The 17,016-nt window shown below is 71.9% G+C and carries 19 protein-coding genes; 11 read left to right on the top strand and 8 right to left on the bottom strand.

Annotation, left to right across the window (positions count from 1 at the left end; genetic code table 11):
- Positions 1-16 precede the first annotated feature (16 nt).
- The 6 genes from ABZU69_RS32650 (at position 17) to ABZU69_RS32625 (ending at position 4,658) form a co-directional block, all read left to right on the top strand.
- Positions 17-1,321, top strand: a complete 1,305-nt coding sequence (locus tag ABZU69_RS32650) for a cysteine desulfurase (RefSeq protein WP_354968146.1) — start codon at positions 17-19, stop codon at positions 1,319-1,321.
- Entirely contained in the window at positions 1,321-1,794 is a 474-nt protein-coding gene (gene sufU / locus ABZU69_RS32645) for a Fe-S cluster assembly sulfur transfer protein SufU (RefSeq protein ID WP_354968145.1), read from the top strand. The genes ABZU69_RS32650 and sufU overlap by 1 nt, the downstream gene beginning before the upstream one ends.
- On the top strand, positions 1,791-2,252 hold the full coding sequence (locus ABZU69_RS32640) for a metal-sulfur cluster assembly factor (RefSeq protein WP_354968144.1): 462 nt from the start codon (positions 1,791-1,793) through the stop codon (positions 2,250-2,252). The genes sufU and ABZU69_RS32640 overlap by 4 nt, the downstream gene beginning before the upstream one ends.
- A gap of 197 nt (positions 2,253-2,449) precedes the next feature.
- The gene (locus ABZU69_RS32635) at positions 2,450-3,058 is read left to right on the top strand and encodes a TIGR03086 family metal-binding protein (protein ID WP_354968143.1); all 609 of its coding nucleotides are present in this window, start codon (positions 2,450-2,452) and stop codon (positions 3,056-3,058) included.
- A 249-nt stretch (positions 3,059-3,307) separates the two neighbouring features.
- Entirely contained in the window at positions 3,308-3,952 is a 645-nt protein-coding gene (locus tag ABZU69_RS32630; RefSeq protein ID WP_354968142.1) for a LysE family transporter, read from the top strand.
- Between the two features lie 52 nt (positions 3,953-4,004).
- Positions 4,005-4,658 (top strand): acVLRF1 family peptidyl-tRNA hydrolase, encoded by a 654-nt coding sequence (locus ABZU69_RS32625; RefSeq protein WP_354968141.1) that lies wholly within the window; start codon positions 4,005-4,007, stop codon positions 4,656-4,658.
- Between the two features lie 154 nt (positions 4,659-4,812).
- Here the strand turns inward: ABZU69_RS32625 and ABZU69_RS32620 are convergent, their stop codons facing one another.
- Positions 4,813-5,730 carry a neutral zinc metallopeptidase gene (locus tag ABZU69_RS32620; RefSeq protein WP_354968140.1) on the bottom strand — a complete coding sequence of 306 codons (918 nt, stop codon included), beginning with the start codon at positions 5,728-5,730 and terminating at the stop codon, positions 4,813-4,815.
- 263 nt (positions 5,731-5,993) lie between these two features.
- Here ABZU69_RS32620 and ABZU69_RS32615 point away from each other — a divergent pair, with 263 nt between their 5' ends.
- Entirely contained in the window at positions 5,994-7,598 is a 1,605-nt protein-coding gene (locus ABZU69_RS32615; protein WP_354968139.1) for an ABC-F family ATP-binding cassette domain-containing protein, read from the top strand.
- An 86-nt stretch (positions 7,599-7,684) separates the two neighbouring features.
- On the opposite strand, the gene ABZU69_RS32610 is transcribed toward ABZU69_RS32615, so the two are convergent.
- On the bottom strand, positions 7,685-8,284 hold the full coding sequence (locus ABZU69_RS32610) for a cadmium resistance transporter (RefSeq protein WP_354968138.1): 600 nt from the start codon (positions 8,282-8,284) through the stop codon (positions 7,685-7,687).
- 219 nt (positions 8,285-8,503) lie between these two features.
- On the opposite strand from ABZU69_RS32610, the gene ABZU69_RS32605 reads away from it, so the two are divergent.
- The 3 genes from ABZU69_RS32605 to ABZU69_RS32595 all read left to right on the top strand — a co-directional run bounded on the left by ABZU69_RS32605 (position 8,504) and on the right by ABZU69_RS32595 (position 11,635).
- Positions 8,504-8,731: a helix-turn-helix domain-containing protein gene (locus ABZU69_RS32605; protein ID WP_007462679.1), complete on the top strand. Its 228-nt coding sequence runs from the start codon at positions 8,504-8,506 to the stop codon at positions 8,729-8,731.
- A 46-nt stretch (positions 8,732-8,777) separates the two neighbouring features.
- Positions 8,778-9,545: an enoyl-CoA hydratase/isomerase family protein gene (locus ABZU69_RS32600; RefSeq protein WP_354968137.1), complete on the top strand. Its 768-nt coding sequence runs from the start codon at positions 8,778-8,780 to the stop codon at positions 9,543-9,545.
- Between the two features lie 113 nt (positions 9,546-9,658).
- Positions 9,659-11,635, top strand: a complete 1,977-nt coding sequence (locus ABZU69_RS32595; protein WP_354968165.1) for an ABC transporter ATP-binding protein — start codon at positions 9,659-9,661, stop codon at positions 11,633-11,635.
- Positions 11,636-11,661: 26 nt separating this feature from the next.
- On the opposite strand, the gene mug is transcribed toward ABZU69_RS32595, so the two are convergent.
- The 4 genes from mug to tnpA are packed head-to-tail and all read right to left on the bottom strand — an operon-like array spanning position 11,662 to position 14,017.
- Entirely contained in the window at positions 11,662-12,267 is a 606-nt protein-coding gene (gene mug, locus ABZU69_RS32590) for a G/U mismatch-specific DNA glycosylase (RefSeq protein ID WP_354968136.1), read from the bottom strand.
- Positions 12,264-13,025 carry an SDR family oxidoreductase gene (locus ABZU69_RS32585; protein ID WP_354968135.1) on the bottom strand — a complete coding sequence of 254 codons (762 nt, stop codon included), beginning with the start codon at positions 13,023-13,025 and terminating at the stop codon, positions 12,264-12,266. The genes mug and ABZU69_RS32585 overlap by 4 nt, the downstream gene beginning before the upstream one ends.
- Complete coding sequence (locus ABZU69_RS32580; RefSeq protein WP_354968134.1) at positions 13,010-13,570, bottom strand: hypothetical protein; 561 nt, start codon at positions 13,568-13,570, stop codon at positions 13,010-13,012. The genes ABZU69_RS32585 and ABZU69_RS32580 overlap by 16 nt, the downstream gene beginning before the upstream one ends.
- Positions 13,571-13,621: 51 nt before the next feature.
- A complete protein-coding gene (gene tnpA / locus ABZU69_RS32575; protein ID WP_354968133.1) occupies positions 13,622-14,017 on the bottom strand; it encodes an IS200/IS605 family transposase in 396 nt (131 codons plus the stop codon).
- A 41-nt stretch (positions 14,018-14,058) separates the two neighbouring features.
- Between tnpA and ABZU69_RS32570 the strand changes: the two genes are divergently transcribed.
- Positions 14,059-15,249, top strand: coding sequence for a transposase (locus ABZU69_RS32570; RefSeq protein WP_354968164.1), 1,191 nt, complete (start codon positions 14,059-14,061; stop codon positions 15,247-15,249).
- On the opposite strand, the gene ABZU69_RS32565 is transcribed toward ABZU69_RS32570, so the two are convergent.
- Positions 15,246-16,064 (bottom strand): DUF692 domain-containing protein, encoded by an 819-nt coding sequence (locus ABZU69_RS32565; RefSeq protein WP_354968132.1) that lies wholly within the window; start codon positions 16,062-16,064, stop codon positions 15,246-15,248. The two genes, ABZU69_RS32570 and ABZU69_RS32565, sit on opposite strands and share 4 nt — an antisense overlap.
- Entirely contained in the window at positions 16,061-16,993 is a 933-nt protein-coding gene (locus ABZU69_RS32560) for a TIGR04222 domain-containing membrane protein (protein WP_354968131.1), read from the bottom strand. The genes ABZU69_RS32565 and ABZU69_RS32560 overlap by 4 nt, the downstream gene beginning before the upstream one ends.
- Positions 16,994-17,016: the final 23 nt, after the last annotated feature.

Genomic DNA, 17,016 nt, shown 5'->3' with positions numbered 1-17,016 from the left:
GAGAGGCGCTGCCGAGATGACCAGCATCGCGATCCCTTCGGGGATGCCGCAGTACGACGACGTGCCGCGTTTCGACGTGGCCCGGGTGCGCGCCGACTTCCCGATCCTGGAGCGGGAGATCAACGGGCACCCGCTGGTCTACCTCGACAGCGCCAACACCTCGCACAAGCCACGGCAGGTGCTCGACGTGCTCGGAGAGCACTACGCGCGGCACAACGCCAACGTGTCGCGTTCGGTGCACACCCTGGGCTCCGAGGCCACCGAGGCGTACGAGGGGGCGCGCGCCAAGGTCGCCGCGTTCCTCAACGCGTCGAGCTCGGACGAGGTGGTGTTCACCAAGAACTCCACCGAGGCGATCAACATCGTGGCGTACGCCTTCTCCAACGCCTCGCTGCGCCCGGACGCCGACCCCCGGTTCCGGCTCGGGCCTGGCGACGAGGTGGTGATCTCCGAGATGGAGCACCACTCGAACATCGTCCCGTGGCAGCTGCTCTGTGAGCGGACCGGCGCGACCCTGCGCTGGTTCCCGGTCACCGATCAGGGCCGGCTCGACGAGTCGGGCCTCGACGACCTGGTCACCGAACGGACGAAGATCGTCTCTTTGGTGCACATGTCGAACATCCTCGGCACGATCAACGCCACCGCCCGGATCACCGCGCGGGTCCGTGAGGTGGGGGCGCTGCTGCTGCTGGACTGCTCGCAGTCGGTGCCGCACCTGCCCGTCGACGTGGTCGACCTGGACGCCGACTACATCGTCTTCACCGGGCACAAGATGTGCGGCCCGACCGGCATCGGCGTGCTCTGGGGCCGGGCCGAGCTGCTGGCGGCGATGCCGCCGGTGTTCGGCGGCGGCTCGATGATCGAGACGGTCACCATGGCCCGGTCGACGTTCGCCGCTCCACCGGCCCGGTTCGAGGCCGGCACCCCGCCGATCGCCGAGGCGGTCGCGCTCGGCGCGGCGGTGGACTACCTCACCGGGATCGGGATGCAGGCCATCCAGTGGCACGAGAAGGAGCTGACGGCGTACGCGCTGGACGCCCTCGGTTCGGTGCGCGGCCTGCGGATCTTCGGCCCGACCGTGCCGGTGGGCCGGGGCGGCACCATCTCGTTCGCGCTGGGTGACGTGCACCCGCACGACGTGGGTCAGGTGCTCGACTCGCTCGGCGTGCAGGTGCGGGTGGGCCACCACTGCGCGAAGCCGGTGTGCAGCCGGTTCGGTGTCCCGGCGATGACCCGGGCCTCGTTCTACCTCTACACCACCACCGAGGAGATCGACGCTCTGGTGGCTGGTCTGGAGCAGGTGCGGAAGGTGTTCGACTGATGCAACTCGACCAGCTCTACCAGGAGATCATCCTGGATCACTACAAGCACCCGCACGGCCGTGGCCTGCGTGATGCCGACGACGCGGGCGACCAGGTCGCCGAGGCGCACCACGTCAACCCGACCTGCGGCGACGAGGTCACCGTCCGGGTGGCCACCGACGGCGCCGTGCTGCACGACATCTCGTACGACGGGATGGGCTGCTCGATCAGCCAGGCGTCGGCGAGCGTGCTGCACGAGTTGCTGCGCGGTCGGGGCGCTGGGGAAGCTTTCGAGGTGCACGAGGCGTTCGTGGAGTTGATGTCCGGGCGTGGTCAGGTCACGCCGGACGAGGACGTGCTCGGTGACGGGGTGGCTTTCGCGGGTGTGGCCCGCTACCCCGCCCGGGTCAAGTGCGCGCTGCTGCCGTGGATGGCGTTCAAGGACGCCGCGGCACGCGCCGGTGTGGGCGTGAGCCCGGAGGTGAAGGCATGAGCGAGAACACCGCTACCGCAGCGACGCCGGAGGCCGGTGACGCCACCGCGGCGGCGCAGACCGACGCCGTGACGACCGACGGCGCCGCGACGGCGGGTGCCGGCGACGCCGCCACCCCGACGACCGGCGTCAGCAAGGCCATGATCGCCGACGTCGAGGAGGCGATGAAGGACGTCGTCGACCCGGAGCTCGGCATCAACGTGGTCGACCTGGGCCTGGTGTACGGGGTGCACGTCGACGACGAGAACGTCGCGACCCTGGACATGACGCTCACCTCGGCGGCCTGCCCGCTGACCGACGTGATCGAGGACCAGGCCCGGCAGGCGCTGACCACCGGCCCCGGCGGCGGCCTGGTCAACGACATCCGGATCAACTGGGTGTGGCTCCCGCCGTGGGGTCCGGACAAGATCACCGACGAGGGTCGGGACCAGCTCCGTTCCCTCGGCTTCAACGTCTGACCCGTTTTCGTCTCACCTTCGTCGAGCGCGGCGCCCGTTTGGGTGCCGCGCTCGATGCGTTCTGAACCAGTGCGAACCAATAGTGGAACGGATCGTTCCGGTCTGCTAAGCTGATCTCAGCACGACGGAGCGGAACATTCCGCTCCGCAAGCGAGTGGAGTCGCTCGTTTGACGGCGTCGGCGGAGAGGTCAGGACGATGAGCGAGATGGCAGCTGGGCAGTGGCGGACCGTGCTCGACGAGGCGCACCAGGCGCTCCGGACGGTTGTCGAGAGGGTTCCGGCCGACGCCTGGGATCGGCCCACCCCGTGCGAGCGGTGGACGGTCACCCAGGTGCTTCAGCACGCGACCGGAGACCAGATCGCCTTCGCGGCGGCGATCGTCGGCGGGCAGGGGCCGGCGGAGGACCCGTTCTCGCCCTCCGGCCGCGTCGACGGTGACAAGCTGGTCGGCCTACGCGCCGCCCTCGACGCGTCCGCACGAGCCTGGGCAGGTGTCGCCGACGACGACCCGCAGGTGCCCACGCCGCTGCCCCAGGGCAAACTGTCGGCCCAGGTTGGTGCCGTCGCGTGCGCCCTCGACGCGGCAGTGCACGCCTGGGACATCGCGGCGGCCACCGAGCAGCCGTCTCCGCTCAGCGACGAACTGGCCCGCCCCCTGCTGGTGGTCGCCCGGCAGATCGTCGAGCCGCTGCGAGCCTATGGCGCGTACGCCCCGGCGATCGACCCCGGGCCGGAGGCCGACGACGTCAGCGTCCTGCTCTCCTACCTCGGTCGCCACCCCCAGGGGCTCGCCGGAAGGCCCTGATCGGCCTGGCGGCCCAATCGGATCCCATGATCGTGCTCGATCTTGGAAAGAGTGCCTACCGCCAGTTGATGAGGCCACTACTTCCTGGATCGAGCACGATCTTGGCGCGGGGCGCGGAAATCCGGTGGCGGTGCGCGACCTCGGCGCACAGGATGCGCATGTGATTGAGGCGTACCCGAAGCAGGTTCCTGTCCGCGCGGCCACCGCCGCGCGCCGACAGCGCACCGGGCCTGGGCTCGCCTCGATCCGTTGCCCGTCGTCGTGAGCGGGGCGTTCCTCGCCGGTCTCGTGGCCGGCTACGGGGTCGCCATCCCCGTCGGCGCGATCGCGATCCTCATCCTGGGGCTCAGTGCCCGTACCTCGTTGCGGGTCGGTGCGGCCGCGGCGCTCGCGGTGGCGACGGCCGACGGGCTCTACGCGGCGGTTGCCGTGCTCGGCGGTGCCGGTCTGGTCGGGATCATCGCGCCGGTCGCCGGGCCGCTGCGGGTGGTCGCCGCGGTGGTCCTGCTGGGTCTCGCCGCGCACGGCCTGTGGCGGACCTGGCGCGCCCACCGCTCGCGGCAGGCGCCCACGGCACCCGCCGGTCGAGGTCTGAGCACTCCCGGTCGGGCCTACGCCGCGTTGCTCGGGCTGACCCTGCTGAACCCGATGACGGTGCTCTACTTCGCCGCGCTGGTGCTCGGCCGTCGTGCCACCACCGATGCGCATGCGGGCTCCGCGGCGCTCTTCGTGGCGGGCGTTTTCCTGGCGTCGGCGAGCTGGCAGTTGCTCATCGCCGGTGGAGGCACCGTGGTCGGTCGGGCGCTGGCCGGGCCGCGCGGCCGGCTGGTCACCGGCTTGGTCTCCAGCGCGCTCATCGCCGCGCTGGCGGTGGTCGCGTTGCTGCCAGGCTGAGCGTTCCCCGCCCGACGGTCCGGCCGGGCCCGCCGTGCCGTACGGTCGGGCGGTGACCAGTCGACCCGCAGCCGGGGGCGGCCGGTGGGTCGAGGTCGACCCGGCCCGCGTCGGGCGCTGGGTCGAGGGCTTCGCCGACCGGCACGGCCCGCCCACCACGACCGTCCAGGGGTACGGGCTGCTGCTCGCCGCACCCGACGGGGCCACCGCCGAGCTGCACGCCCCACCTGGCGCGCCGGCCGCCCCGGACGTACCCGGTTTCGTGGCCGCCGTGGCCACGCCCCGCCGGATCGGCCTGCTGCTCGCACGCAAGGGCGCGGTGGCGGTCGGTGTCGCGGCGGGGGAGGAGCTGACGGTCTCCAAGGTGGACACCCGGTACGTGCAGGGCCGCACCGCGGCCGGAGGGTGGTCCCAGCAGCGCTTCGCCCGACGACGCGACAACCAGGCGAAGGCAGCGCTGGGCGACGCGGCCGAGCTGGCCGTACGGCTGCTGTTGCCGGAGGCGTCGTCGCTGAGCGCGCTGGTCTGCGGCGGCGACCGGCGGGCGGTGGACACCGTGCTGGCCGACCGGCGGCTCGCCCCGCTGGCGGCGCTGCGCGCGGAGCGGCTGCTGGACGTGCCCGAGCCCCGGCACGCCGTGCTGGTCGCCGCGATCGCGGCCGCCCGGGCGGTCCGGATCCTGGTCCGCGACCCCGCCCCGGCCTGACCACGGGCGTCGGTTCGACGCCGCGCGGTACGGGCTGACGCGCCGGCTGGTCAGGCGGCGAGGATGACGACCGCCATGGCCGTCACCGCGACCAGTTGGGCCGGAAGTGGCCGTGGCAGGCCTTTTGAGGGCCTGCCACGACAGGTGTGCGGTGTCAGAGCTGGTTGGTGCCGAAGGTGTCGCAGGTGTTCGGGTCGCCGCGGTCGTAACCCTGCCGGAACCAGCGCTGCCGCTGCTCGGAGGTGCCGTGGGTGAACTGGTCGGGGTTGATCCGACCGCCGGAGCGCTGCTGGATGGTGTCGTCACCGATCGCCTCGGCGGTCTGGACCGCCTCGCTGATGTCGGTCTCGGTGACCGATTTGAACAGCGGTTCCTGGCCCGTCTTGTCCTTACTCTCGGTGGCGTGTTTCGCCCAGGCGCCGGCGTAGCAGTCGGCCTGCAGTTCCAGACGTACGGAGGTGGAGCGGGGCCCGCTCTGGTCGCCCTGGCCGGCCCGCTCGTTGGTGCCGAGCAGGTTCTGGACGTGGTGGCCGTACTCGTGGGCGAGCACGTACGGCGCGGCGAACTCGCCCTTGGCGCCGAACCGGGAGGCCAGCTCGTTGTAGAAGCTCAGGTCGATGTACACCTTCCGGTCGGCCGGGCAGTAGAACGGGCCGACGCCGGAGTCTGCCTGGCCGCAGCCGGTGTTGACCGCGGCCTCGAAGTAGTTGGTGGTGGTCGGCTCGTACGTCCCCTTGCCCAGCTCCGGGTACGCCTTCTCCCAGTAGTCCTGGATGCTGTTGACGTAGAGCAGGTTGCGGCAGCGCACGTCCTCGAAGCGCTGGGCGTTGCTCGTGTCGCACCCCTCCAGCTTGGTGCCGCCGGCCTGCCCGCCGTCGTCGCCGTTGGTCATCGCGTTCAGGCCGAACCCGCCGCCGAGCAGCGCGACCAGCACGGCCACCACGATGCCGATGATCCCGCCCCGACCGCCGCCGCCGGGGATCGGGATGCCGATGCCGCCGCCGGATCCGCCGCCCCGACCGAGGTCGTTGACCTGGGAGGTGTCGAGTTCGGCCCGCTCGTTGAGTTCCATGCTGACCCCGATCGCCGTATGCCGGTGATTGTCGTGTGAATGTCGTTGTGTCGCCTCAGTGCCGGACTGGTCCGGATAGCCGTTACCCGTACCCGATGATCTTGGCTGGTAATCCGGGCGGGACGTCCAGGAGCGCCCGGTACACTGGTTGGGTGCTGCGCTGCGAAGGCTGAACCGCCCCGCGCCGTCGGGCCACCGAGCCCGCCGGCCGTTTCGCGTGCCCCGAGTCAGCCTTCCAGACCCCGAGAGCGAGCCCCGAACAGATGATCACTGCCACCGGCCTGGAACTGCGTGCCGGCTCCCGGATCCTGCTGTCCGACACCACCCTGCGTGTGCAGCCCGGTGACCGGATCGGCCTGGTGGGCCGCAACGGCGCCGGGAAGACGACCACGCTGAAGGTGCTCGCCGGCGAGGGTCAGCCGTACGCCGGGCAGATCGACCAGCGCAGCGCCATCGGCTACCTGCCGCAGGACCCGCGCACCGGCGACCTGGAGGTGACCGGCCGCGACCGGGTCCTCTCCGCGCGCGGCCTGGACGTGCTGATGTCCCAGATGCAGGAGGTCGAGGCCCGGCTCGCCGAGGACGCCGACGACAAGCTGGTTCGCCGCTACGGCGCGCTGGAGGACCAGTTCGCCGCCCTGGGCGGGTACGCGGCCGAGGCCGAGGCCGCCCGGATTTGCGCCAACCTCGGCCTGCCGGACCGCGCGCTGGCGCAGACCATCGGCACCCTCTCCGGCGGTCAGCGGCGGCGCATCGAGCTGGCCCGGATCCTGTTCCGGGACGCCGGCGAGAACGGCGGCGGCATCCTGCTGCTGGACGAGCCGACCAACCACCTCGACGCCGACTCGATCACCTGGCTGCGCGGCTTCCTCGCCAACCACAAGGGCGGCCTGATCGTGATCTCCCACGACGGCGCGCTGCTGGAGTCGGTGGTCAACAAGGTCTGGTTCCTCGACGCCACCCGGTCCGTGGTCGACGTGTACAACCTGGGCTGGAAGGCCTACCTGGAGGCGCGCGAGACCGACGAGCGGCGCCGCCGCCGGGAGCGGGCCAACGCGGAGAAGAAGGCCGGCGCCCTGATGGCGCAGGCCGACAAGATGCGGGCCAAGGCCACCAAGACCGTCGCCGCGCAGAACATGGCCCGCCGGGCCGAGAAGCTCATCTCCGGCCTGGAGGAGGTGCGGGTCGCCGACCGGGTGGCCAAGGTGCGCTTCCCCAGCCCCGCGCCCTGCGGCAAGACCCCGCTCACCGCGACCGGCCTGTCCAAGTCGTACGGCTCGCTGGAGATCTTCACCGACGTCAACGTGGCGGTGGACCGCGGCTCGCGGGTGGCCATCCTGGGGCTCAACGGCGCCGGCAAGACGACGCTGCTGCGAATGCTCGGCGGCCTGCTCACCCCGGACACCGGCGAGGTGCACGCCGGGCACGGGCTGCGGTTGGGCTACTACGCCCAGGAGCACGAGACGCTGGACGTGGAGCGGACGGTGCTGGAGAACATGCGCGCCGCTGCCGTCGAGCAGTCCGACACCGACCTGCGCAAGATTCTCGGCGCGTTCCTCTTCTCCGGCGACGACGTGAACAAGCCGGCCGGGGTGCTCTCCGGCGGCGAGAAGACCCGGCTGGCCCTGTCGACCCTGGTCTGTTCCGGCGCCAACGTGCTGCTGCTCGACGAGCCGACGAACAACCTCGACCCGGTCAGCCGGGAGCAGGTGCTGGACGCGATCGCCAACTATCCGGGCGCGATCGTGCTGGTCACGCACGACCCGGGCGCGGTGCTGGCGCTCAAGCCGGACCGGGCCATCCTGCTGCCGGACGGCGACGAGGACGCCTGGAGCGACGACCTGCTCGAGTTGGTCGAGCTGGCCTGACCGCTCCCGGTCGCTGCCTGTTAGGAAGGGCCCCTTCTTATCGCGAGGCGATAAGAAGGGGCCCTTCCTAACATCCGGGGCCGCCCTCAGCCGAGCAGGTCGACCAGCCGGCCGAGCACGCCGGAGCTGACCAGGATCACCACCCCGATGCCGACGAAGATCGCCGGCACCAGCCAGTGGCCGGCGCGCTCGACCAGCCGGACGATCCTGGGATGCCCGCCCAGCCAGGCCGCGACGGCGCACCACAGCGCGATGAGCAGCACGAAGACCAGCAGGAAGACCGCGCTGTCGGCGGGGCCGAGGGCCCGGAACACGGGTACGTAGACGGCCACGTTGTCGGCGCCGTTCGCGATCGTCACTCCGGCCACCCCGAGTGTGGAGGACACCACGACGGGTTCCTCGTCGCCGTCGCGCTGAACGAGAGCGCGGACCCCGAGCGCGATCGGCAGCAGCCCGAGCAGCCCGGTCCACGGGTCCGGCACCACCAGCAGGCCCGCGGCGACCACCACGCTGGCCAACGCCAGCGTCCCGATGCCGAGGTACTGCCCGGCCACGATCTGCCGGACCCGCAGTCGGCCGGTGCGGCGGGCGGTGACGAAGAACAGCGTCAGGATGACGATGTCGTCGATGTCGGTGGCCGCGAAGACCACGGCCGCCCCGGCCGCGGTGCCCAACAGGTCGGTCACGACCGCAGGGTACGGGTCGTCGACGGGCATCGTCGCGCGGCGATGGTGGTACGCCCGGCCGGTGCGGCGGGACCGATCGCCAGGATCACTCTATCGGGAAGCTGACATTGCATAGCGTGTCGGTTGGCGAAGAGTTGATATCTGGCGCATGATCGTTCGAGGCGGTCTAATAGGTGGGACCGTATCCGAACCGCACAGTCTGGGACGTGAGGACACAGCATGGCAGCCACTGGCACAGCCACCAGCACTGAGAAGGGTCGCCGGATCGTCGGAGCCGAGCGTCAGACGCTCGCCAAGGACCTGGTAAAGCGGTACACCTCGGGGGAGAGCATCCGCGCGCTGGCGGCCTCGACCGGCCGTTCCTACGGGTTCATCCACCGAGTGCTCACTGAGTCCGGGGTGCAGCTGCGCCAGCGCGGCGGTGCCCGGCGCCGCAAGAAGGCGTGACCCGCCCCCCAGCGTCGTCCGACAGCTCCGCTCCCCGGGCCGCCCGGTGACCGCCGAGGCGACCGGGGTCCGGCTGACCTGCGACGGGCCGGTCGCCACGGTGACGTTGTGCCGGCCCGACGTACTCAACGCCCAGACTCCCGCCATGTGGCGGGCGATGAGCGACTTCTCCCGCGACCTGCCCGGTGACGTGCGGGTGGTCGTCGTCCGGGGCGAGGGGCGTGCCTTCTCCGCCGGTCTCGACCTCTCCGTCGCTGGCGCTTCCGGCCCGGGGTCCTTCGCCGAGCTGGCCACGCTGCCCGAGCAGGAGTGCGCGGACCGGATCGCCGAGTTCCAGGCCGGTTTCACGTGGCTGCACCGCCCGGATGTCATCTCTGTCGCGGCCGTGCAGGGGCACGCGATCGGCGCCGGGTTCCAGCTCGCGCTCGCCTGTGACCTGCGGGTCCTGACCACCGACGCGAAGCTGTCGATGGCCGAGGTGACCCTCGGTCTGGTGCCCGACCTGGCCGGCACGAAGCGGCTCGTCGAGCTGGTCGGCTATGCCCGGGCGCTGGAGATCTGCGCGACCGGCCGTCGGCTGGACGCCGCCGAGGCGGACCGGATCGGGCTGGCCACCCTCGTCGTGCCGCCGATCGACTTGGACGGCGCGGTCCGTGACCTGACCGCCGGCCTGCTCGCGGGCGCCCGGGACGCGGTGGTGGAGATCAAGGCGTTGCTCGCCGGGGCCGCCGGGCGGTCGCACGCCGACCAGCAGCGCGCCGAGCGGGAGGCACAGACCCGCCGGCTGCGTGATCTCGCCGGCCAGGGAGAATAGTAAGGACCGTACGGGAAGATCCGGGTTACGACCGAGGTTGTCACAGTCGTCGGGAGAATTGACCTGACGATGCGGTCTGCCCGACAACCCGGAGGTGAACGGTGTCCAACCCGATGTCCGGCGGTGGCATGGCGGGCTGGAGCATGCTCCGGTCGATGCGTAACCGGGACGAGGTCTCCACCCACCGGCTGAAGCACGGGGTGGCCAGGCGGATCGTCGCCTTCGCCCAGCCCTACCGGCGCGACATCGTGGTCTTCCTGGCCACCGTGGTGCTGGCCGCCATCATCGGCGTGGCCACCCCGGTGCTCGCCGGCGACGTGATCAACGCGATCAACCGGGGCGGCACCGAGGCCGGTCGGCTGGTGGTCAAGCTGGCCCTGTTCATCGCCGCGCTGGCGGTCGCCGACGCGCTGCTCTCGCTGGCCCAGCGCTGGTATTCCGCCCGGATCGGCGAGGGCATCATCCTCGACCTGCGCACCCGGGTCTACGACCACGTGCAGCGGATGCCGCTACAGTTCTTCACCCGCACCCAGACCGGCGCGCTGGTGAGCCGGCTCAACAACGACGTGCTCGGCGCCCAGCGGGCGTTCACGTCCACCCTGTCCGGGGTTGTCAGCAACGTCATCCAGCTGGTGCTCACCGCCGCGGTGATGTTCACGCTCTCCTGGCAGATCACCGCGCTGTCGCTGGTGCTGCTGCCGATCTTCATCATTCCGGCCCGCCGGGTGGGCCGGCGGCTGGCCGACATCACCCGCGAGGCGTACAACCTCGACGCCAAGATGAACGCGACGATGACCGAGCGGTTCGGGGTGGCCGGCGCGCTGCTGGTGAAACTCTTCGGCCAGCCTGAGATCGAGGCCCGCCGGTTCGCCGGCCGGGCCGAGCGGGTGCGCGACATCGGCATCCAGTCCGCCATGTACTCGCGGACGTTCTTCGTGGCGATGCTGCTGGTCGCCTCGCTGGCCCAGGCGCTCACCTACGGCCTCGGCGGCTGGCTCGCGGTGACCGGCGGTGTCAGCGCGGGCACGGTGGTGACCCTCGCGCTGCTCCTCACCCGCCTGTACGGCCCGCTCACCGCGCTCTCCAACGTCCGGGTGGACGTGATGAGCGCGCTGGTCTCCTTCGACCGGGTCTTCGAGGTGCTGGACCTGAAGCCGGGCATCGTGGAGAAGCCCGACGCGGTGCCGGTGCCCCGAGGCACCGGCCGGGTCGACTTCCGCGACGTGCGGTTCCGCTACCCGAGCGCCGCCGAGATCTCCCTCGCATCACTGGAGGAGGTCGCGACGCTCGACCGCACCGTCAACGAGCCGGTGCTCAAGGGTGTCTCGTTCAGCGTCGAGCCGGGGCAGATGGTCGCCCTGGTCGGCCCGTCCGGCGCCGGCAAGTCGACGCTGTCCATGCTGATCTCCCGGATCTACGACGTCACCGACGGGCAGGTGCTGGTCGGCGGGGTGGACGTGCGGGACGCGACGCTCGCCTCCCTGCGCGACGAGATCGGCGTCGTCACCCAGGATTCGCACCTGTTCCACGAGACGATCGCCGAGAACCTGCGCTACGCCAAGCCGGACGCCACCGACGACGAGATCTGGGCCGCGCTGGCCGGCGCCCAGGTCGCCGACCTGGTCCGGTCGCTGCCCGACGGGCTCGACACCACCGTGGGGGAGCGCGGCTACCGGTTCTCCGGCGGCGAGAAGCAGCGCATCGCCATCGCCCGGCTGCTGCTCAAGGCCCCGTCGATCGTGATCCTCGACGAGGCGACGGCACACCTGGATTCGGAGAGCGAGGCGGCGGTGCAGCGGGCGCTGTCGGTGGCGCTGGCCGGGCGAACCGCGCTGGTGATCGCGCACCGGCTCTCCACCGTCCGCGACGCCGACCAGATCCTGGTTCTGGACGGCGGGCGGATCGTGGAGCGCGGGCGGCACGAGGAGTTGGTCGCGGTCGGCGGGCTCTACGCCGAGCTGTACCGGACCCAGTTCGCGATCGCCGACTCGCCCACCCCGTACGTGGACGCGACCGGCCCCGAGCCGGTGATCATGCCGCTGGGCACCTACGTCGCCGACGAGGCGCTGCCGCCCGCGGCGGCGAACTGACCCACCGGCCCCGGCGGCGCGCCGGCTCAGCCCGGGCGGCGGTCCGGCAGCCCGGTCGCCAGGCGCAACTCGGCGAACGCGACGCCCAGGGTCACCGGCGTGAAATGTGCGTTCAGCCCGCTCGGGTTGGGCAGTACCCACAGCCGTGCCCCGGCCAGCGACTCCGGCTGCGGCCCGAAGGTGGCCTTCGGCCGGCCGAACCCGATCCGGTACGCCGTCACACCCACCACCGCCACCCAGCGCGGCCGGTACCGGTCCACCGTGGCGGTGAGCAGCCGGGCACCGTCGAGCAGTTCCTCGGTGGTCAGCTCGTCGGCGCGGGCACTGGCCCGGGCGGCCATGTTGGTGATGCCGAGGCCGAGAGCGCGCAGCTCGTCCTGCTCGCTCGGGTGCAGCAGTCGAGGGGTGAACCCTCCCCGGTGCAGCGCCGGCCAGAACCGGTTACCGGGCCGGGCGAAGTGCCAGCCGGTCGAGGCCGACCAGAGACCGGGGTTGATGCCGACGAAAAGCACCGCCATCCCCGGCGCGAGAACGTCGGGGATGGTCCGGTCCGCGGCGGCGGCCAGCTCCGCCCGGGTCGGCCGGGGGTGCCCGGCCGCGTCGCTGGCTCGCCGGAGCGCGTCGGGCGTCACAGCCCGCGCAGCGCGCCACCGTCGACCGGCACGGTGAGGCCGGTCAGGTAGCTCGCGGCGGGGGAGAGCACGAACGCGGCCACGCGACCGAACTCGGCCGGGTCGCCGATGCGCCGCAGCGGGATGCCGGCCTCCGCCTCCGTTCGGGCCCGCTCCGGGTCGCCCGTCAAGGCGAACAGCTCCCGGTTGCGGTCGGTCAGGATACGGCCGGGCAGCAGCCCGACCACCCGCACTCCACGCGGACCGTAGTCGTCGGCAACGTCCTTGGCGACCCCCACCAGACCGGGCCGCAGGCCGTTCGAGATGCCCAGGCCGGGCACCGGGCCGCGGGCCGAGGTGGAGAGCACCAGCCCGATCGCGCCGCCCTCGGGCAGCGCGTCAGCGACCGTGCGTACCGCGCGGACGGTGCCCAGGAAGACGGTCTCGAAGGACTGCCGCCACTGCTCGTCGGTGACCGACGCGGCGTTGCCCGCGGGCGGGCCGCCGACCGAGATGAGTGCGCCGTCGAGCCGACCGAAGTGTTCCCGGGCCGCCGCGACGAGCTGACCGGGGGTCTGTGGGTCGGCCAGGTCCGCGGCCAAGCCGACCGCCCGCTCCGGGCCGCCCAACCGCTCGGCGGCGGCGGCCACCGCGTCGGCGTCCCGGGCCGAGAGCACCACCCGGGCCCCGTCGGCGACCAGGCACTGCGCCGTCGCGTAACCCAGGCCGCGGGAGGCGCCGGTGAGCACGTACACCCGGTCGGTCAGTCCGAGATCCATGCCGCCGATCCTGCCGCATCCGGTACGCCGTCGCCACCGGCGGGCTGCGGCGCCGGGGGACGCGGGGCAGGCCGCAGCAGGCGTACCCGGCCGGCGATCTGCACCGCGACGGCGCCGCCGGCGCGGGCGACCGCCGGCAGCCGACGGGGACGCGGCGCCTGATGCCCGTCGTAGCGCAGGCGCGACTCCCGGACGGCCAGCTCCTCGGCGGCCGCCGGGGGCAGCGCACGCTGCTCGTCCAGCGCACGGGCCAGGTCCCAACCGTCGCACAGCGACCCGGCGGTAGGTCGCCGGTCGGCCCAGCCGGCGAATGTCGTCGACCACCCGGCGCCGAGGCCGGCGGCGAGCAGTGGCCAGTGCCGGGCCACCTCGCCGGCACGTTTGCGCAGCAGGGCCGCCCGCGTGGCGGCGAGCTGGGTCGGTGCGAACCCCGGCGGTGGCGGCCCTCCGCCGACCAGGGTCGCCACCAGCTCCGCCTGCCGGTCGGCGAGCCTTGTGAGATCGACGGGTGGCCGCGTGCCGGTGCCGTCGCGTGCGTCGGTCATCGGGTCGGTCCCGAGAAACCCGGCTTTTGCCGTGAGAGGTAAGAGACCGTTTCACACGTCGCGCTGGTTTTCGACATAGCGTTTGACCACCTCTGAGGTCGCGCCGCCGGTTGTGGCGACGAAGTAGCTGTTGGTCCACAAGGTCGGAAGCCTGGATTTGAGGTGCGGAAATTCTTGCCGCAGAAGTCGCGACGACCTGGCCTTGATCTGCTTGACGAGTCGGTGGATGCCGTACTGCGGGTCGCAGACGACCAGCAGGTTGACCTGATCGGGCATGGTCTCGATTGCCTCGATGGGAGCGTCTCGTTCGGCGCACACCTCGCGAATGATCTGTCTGAGCCGGTCGTCCACTGCCCCGGTGAGGACGGGGCGGCGGTACTTCGGGCACCACACGACGTGGTATTTGCAGCGGTAGACGACGTTGTTGTTGGATCTGACCTCATCCATCCCGGCACTATATAGCGCTGTGCTTTATAGTGATTGTTGTGATGGAGACAGTGCGCTACACCTACCGGCTGCGCCCCGGCGCGACCGCGACGGCCGCACTGCTCGCCGAATGGGGTCGCTGCCGGTTCCTGTGGAACGAGGCTGTGCACCAGCAGAAGATCGGTGCGAAGCCCACCTTCGGCGGCCTGTCCAAGATGCTCACCGAAGCCCGTGCCCGAAACGTGTGGTTGCGTGACGGCTCGCAAGTCGTCCAGCAACAAGCGCTGCGCACCTACGCGGGCGCGCTGCGCCACTCGTTCACCGTGAAAGGCCGTGGGCGGCCGACGGTGAAAACCCGCAAACGGTCGCTGCCCAGCATGGAATACACCCTGCGTGGCTTCACCGTCGCCGACGGGCGGCTGCGTCTTGCCGGTGGCATCCTCGTGCCCGTCGTGTGGTCGCGGGATCTGCCGTCCCCGCCGACCAGCGTGCGCGTCTACCAAGACAGCCTCGGGCACTGGTACGCGTCGTTCGTCGTGCGCCGCGAGGTGGCCGCCACGCCCGCGGTGTCCGGGGCGATCGGTATTGACTGGGGTGTGAAGACCACCGCCACAACCACCGACGCCCGATTCGACCTGCCGCACCTCGGGCATCGCAAGCGGTGCGCCGCCGAACTGGCCAAAGTGCAGCGAAAGATGTCCCGTCGCCGCCGACCCAACGGGCATGGACAGTCCAACGGCTACCGCAGGGCCAAGCGTGCGGCGGCGAAGCTGCACAAGAAATCCGCCCGGCAGAACAGCCACGACTCCCGGCAGTGGGCGAAACGGATCGTCGACCACCATCAGGTGATCGCCGTGGAGGATTTCAAACCGACGTTCCTGGCCAGGTCCACGATGGCACGTAAGGCCGCTGACGCCGCGATCGGCGCGGCCAAGCGGGAACTGATCCAGCAGGGCATGCGGGCGGGCCGGAAGGTGGTGCTGGTTCCGCCCGCCTACACGACCATGACGTGTTCCTCGTGCGCGGCGAGAGCCAAGCAGCGCATCGGGTTGAATGTCAGAGTGTTCGAGTGCGCGGCCTGCGGTTTCACCGCCTGCCGTGACCTCAACGCCGCAAGGACGATCCTCGCCACGGTAGAGCGCGACCGTGCCGGTGCTGACGACGTGAGACATGCGATCACCTCCCTACGGGATGAGGGGTCGAATGCGGTCCGAGCCGGAAATCCCCCGGATTCATCCTTGGGGAAGCGTTAAGTCACGACCGGGAAGCTCGCGGCGGCGGACAGGGCGTCCAGCTCGGTGCGGAGCCGGGCCGCGGGCGGGTAGTCACCGTCGCGCTCCAGCAGCAGCGCCGGCGGTCGTCGCCGGGCGCAGAGCGCGCCGACCAGCTCCAGCACCGCCGGCGGCACCGGGTCGGTGTGCGTGTCGTGGTAAAAGCCGCCACGCTCCGCGCCCCCGGCCACATGCACGTATCCGACCCGGTCCAGCGGCAGCCGATCCAGCAGAGCCAGCGGGTCGGTGCCCCGGTTGCGGGCGTTGGCGTACACGTTCGCCACGTCCAGCAGCAGCAGCGCCCCGGTCCGGTCCAGGATCTCGGTGAGGAAGTCCGCCTCGTCCAGCTCGTCGTCGGGCCAGTCGACCAGTGCGGCGATCGGCTCCAGCGCGATGGGCACCGGCAGGTCGGCCTGTGCACGGGCGACGTTGGCGCAGACCGCGTCGACCGCCTCCCGGCTGCGCGGCAGCGGCAGCAGGTGCCCGGCCTCCAGGCCGCCGGCCCGGACGAAGGCGATGTGCTCGCTGACCAGCGGGGCGTCGACCCGCTGCGCCACCGCGGCCAGGTGGGCGACCCGGGCCGGATCGACCGGCTCAGCGCCGCCGAGGGAGAGCCGCACCCCGTGCGGTACGACGGTCACCGCGCGCTCGCGCAACTGCGCCAGGCCCGGTGGCAGTGGCCCGGTCGCGGACACCGACTCGGCCACCACCTCGACGAAGCGCAGGCCGGGCAGCTCGGCCACGAAGCCGGCGATCTCCGGGCGCCAGCCGATGCCGACGCCGTACGGACCGGTCATCCGCCGCACCCCCCGCCGCCGCATCCACCGCCACCGCCACCGCCGCACGAGCTGCCACCATTGCACGAGCTGCCCCCGCCGTCGCCCGACGTGCCGCCGCTGGAGCCCGACGACCAGCCGCTGCTGGACGCCGCCGCCTGGCGCTGGATCTCGGCCTGCTCGGCGAAGCCCGGGTCGAGGGCCCACAGCGACACGGTGCCGTACAACGCCACGCCCATCGCCGCGCCCGCCGCACCGTAGGTGGCGAACGCGGGGGACGAGGCGGGGGACAGGTGGGCGTGCTGACCTCGCAGGTCGCGCAGTGCGGCCCGACCGGCCCGGGTAAGGTTCGGCACCCGCCACAGCACCAGCGCCGCCGCCAGCACCGCGACCATGGCGAGCAGCAGGTAGCCGACCGGGCGTCCGTTGGAGAGCCCGGCGAAGAGCCGGTATCCGCCGATGGCCAGCAGGCCGACGAGGCCCAGGGTCCAGTGCCGGGCTGCGGCGCGCCGCTCGTGGCTCAGCAGCAGTCCACGCTGTTCCAGACCGGCGCGGAGCTGGTCGAGCGCGGTGCGGACCCGTTGGTCCCCAGGCAGGTCGCCGGCTCGGGCGCGCTGGTGGGCGGCCCAGTGCACCGCCTGGTCCAGTGGGGTGAGCCCGGTCGGCGCCGGGCCGGTGGTGAGCAGCCGGCGGTCCGGGCCGACGCCGATCGCGCCAGCGCCGCGCAGGCCGCCGACCGCGGCGTGCACGGCGAGGCGGGGACCGCCGTTGAGGTACGCGGCCTGCTGCGGACTGAGCGGCTCCGACACGCTGACCGAGGCGCTGGCCGGCCGGCGGAACCGGTGCCACACCGCGAGCGCGACCATCACGGCGGTCGCCACGAGGTAGAGCCGGAGGAAGGTCGGGCCGGGGATGCCCCAGGTGTCGCCCGACGCGGCGAGGTCGGTCATTGGCTGCTCCTGTCGCCGGAGGG

The sequence above is a fragment of the Micromonospora sp. NPDC005206 genome (assembly GCF_040608175.1).
GTDB lineage: Bacteria > Actinomycetota > Actinomycetes > Mycobacteriales > Micromonosporaceae > Micromonospora.
Note: the sequence above shows the minus strand (reverse complement) of the source record. Positions and strands in the feature narration are given on the sequence as shown.

Coding starts and splice junctions, on each gene's coding strand:
- ABZU69_RS32605 (WP_007462679.1), top strand. CDS start 8,504: ATGGCAGCCACTGGCACAGCCACCAGCACTGAGAAGGGTCGCCGGATC.
- ABZU69_RS32620 (WP_354968140.1), bottom strand. CDS start 5,730: ATGGAACTCAACGAGCGGGCCGAACTCGACACCTCCCAGGTCAACGAC.
- ABZU69_RS32635 (WP_354968143.1), top strand. CDS start 2,450: ATGAGCGAGATGGCAGCTGGGCAGTGGCGGACCGTGCTCGACGAGGCG.
- ABZU69_RS32640 (WP_354968144.1), top strand. CDS start 1,791: ATGAGCGAGAACACCGCTACCGCAGCGACGCCGGAGGCCGGTGACGCC.
- ABZU69_RS32580 (WP_354968134.1), bottom strand. CDS start 13,570: ATGACCGACGCACGCGACGGCACCGGCACGCGGCCACCCGTCGATCTC.
- ABZU69_RS32650 (WP_354968146.1), top strand. CDS start 17: ATGACCAGCATCGCGATCCCTTCGGGGATGCCGCAGTACGACGACGTG.
- ABZU69_RS32560 (WP_354968131.1), bottom strand. CDS start 16,993: ATGACCGACCTCGCCGCGTCGGGCGACACCTGGGGCATCCCCGGCCCG.
- ABZU69_RS32595 (WP_354968165.1), top strand. CDS start 9,659: ATGTCCGGCGGTGGCATGGCGGGCTGGAGCATGCTCCGGTCGATGCGT.
- tnpA (WP_354968133.1), bottom strand. CDS start 14,017: ATGGATGAGGTCAGATCCAACAACAACGTCGTCTACCGCTGCAAATAC.
- ABZU69_RS32565 (WP_354968132.1), bottom strand. CDS start 16,064: ATGACCGGTCCGTACGGCGTCGGCATCGGCTGGCGCCCGGAGATCGCC.
- ABZU69_RS32570 (WP_354968164.1), top strand. CDS start 14,059: ATGGAGACAGTGCGCTACACCTACCGGCTGCGCCCCGGCGCGACCGCG.
- ABZU69_RS32615 (WP_354968139.1), top strand. CDS start 5,994: ATGATCACTGCCACCGGCCTGGAACTGCGTGCCGGCTCCCGGATCCTG.
- ABZU69_RS32585 (WP_354968135.1), bottom strand. CDS start 13,025: ATGGATCTCGGACTGACCGACCGGGTGTACGTGCTCACCGGCGCCTCC.
- sufU (WP_354968145.1), top strand. CDS start 1,321: ATGCAACTCGACCAGCTCTACCAGGAGATCATCCTGGATCACTACAAG.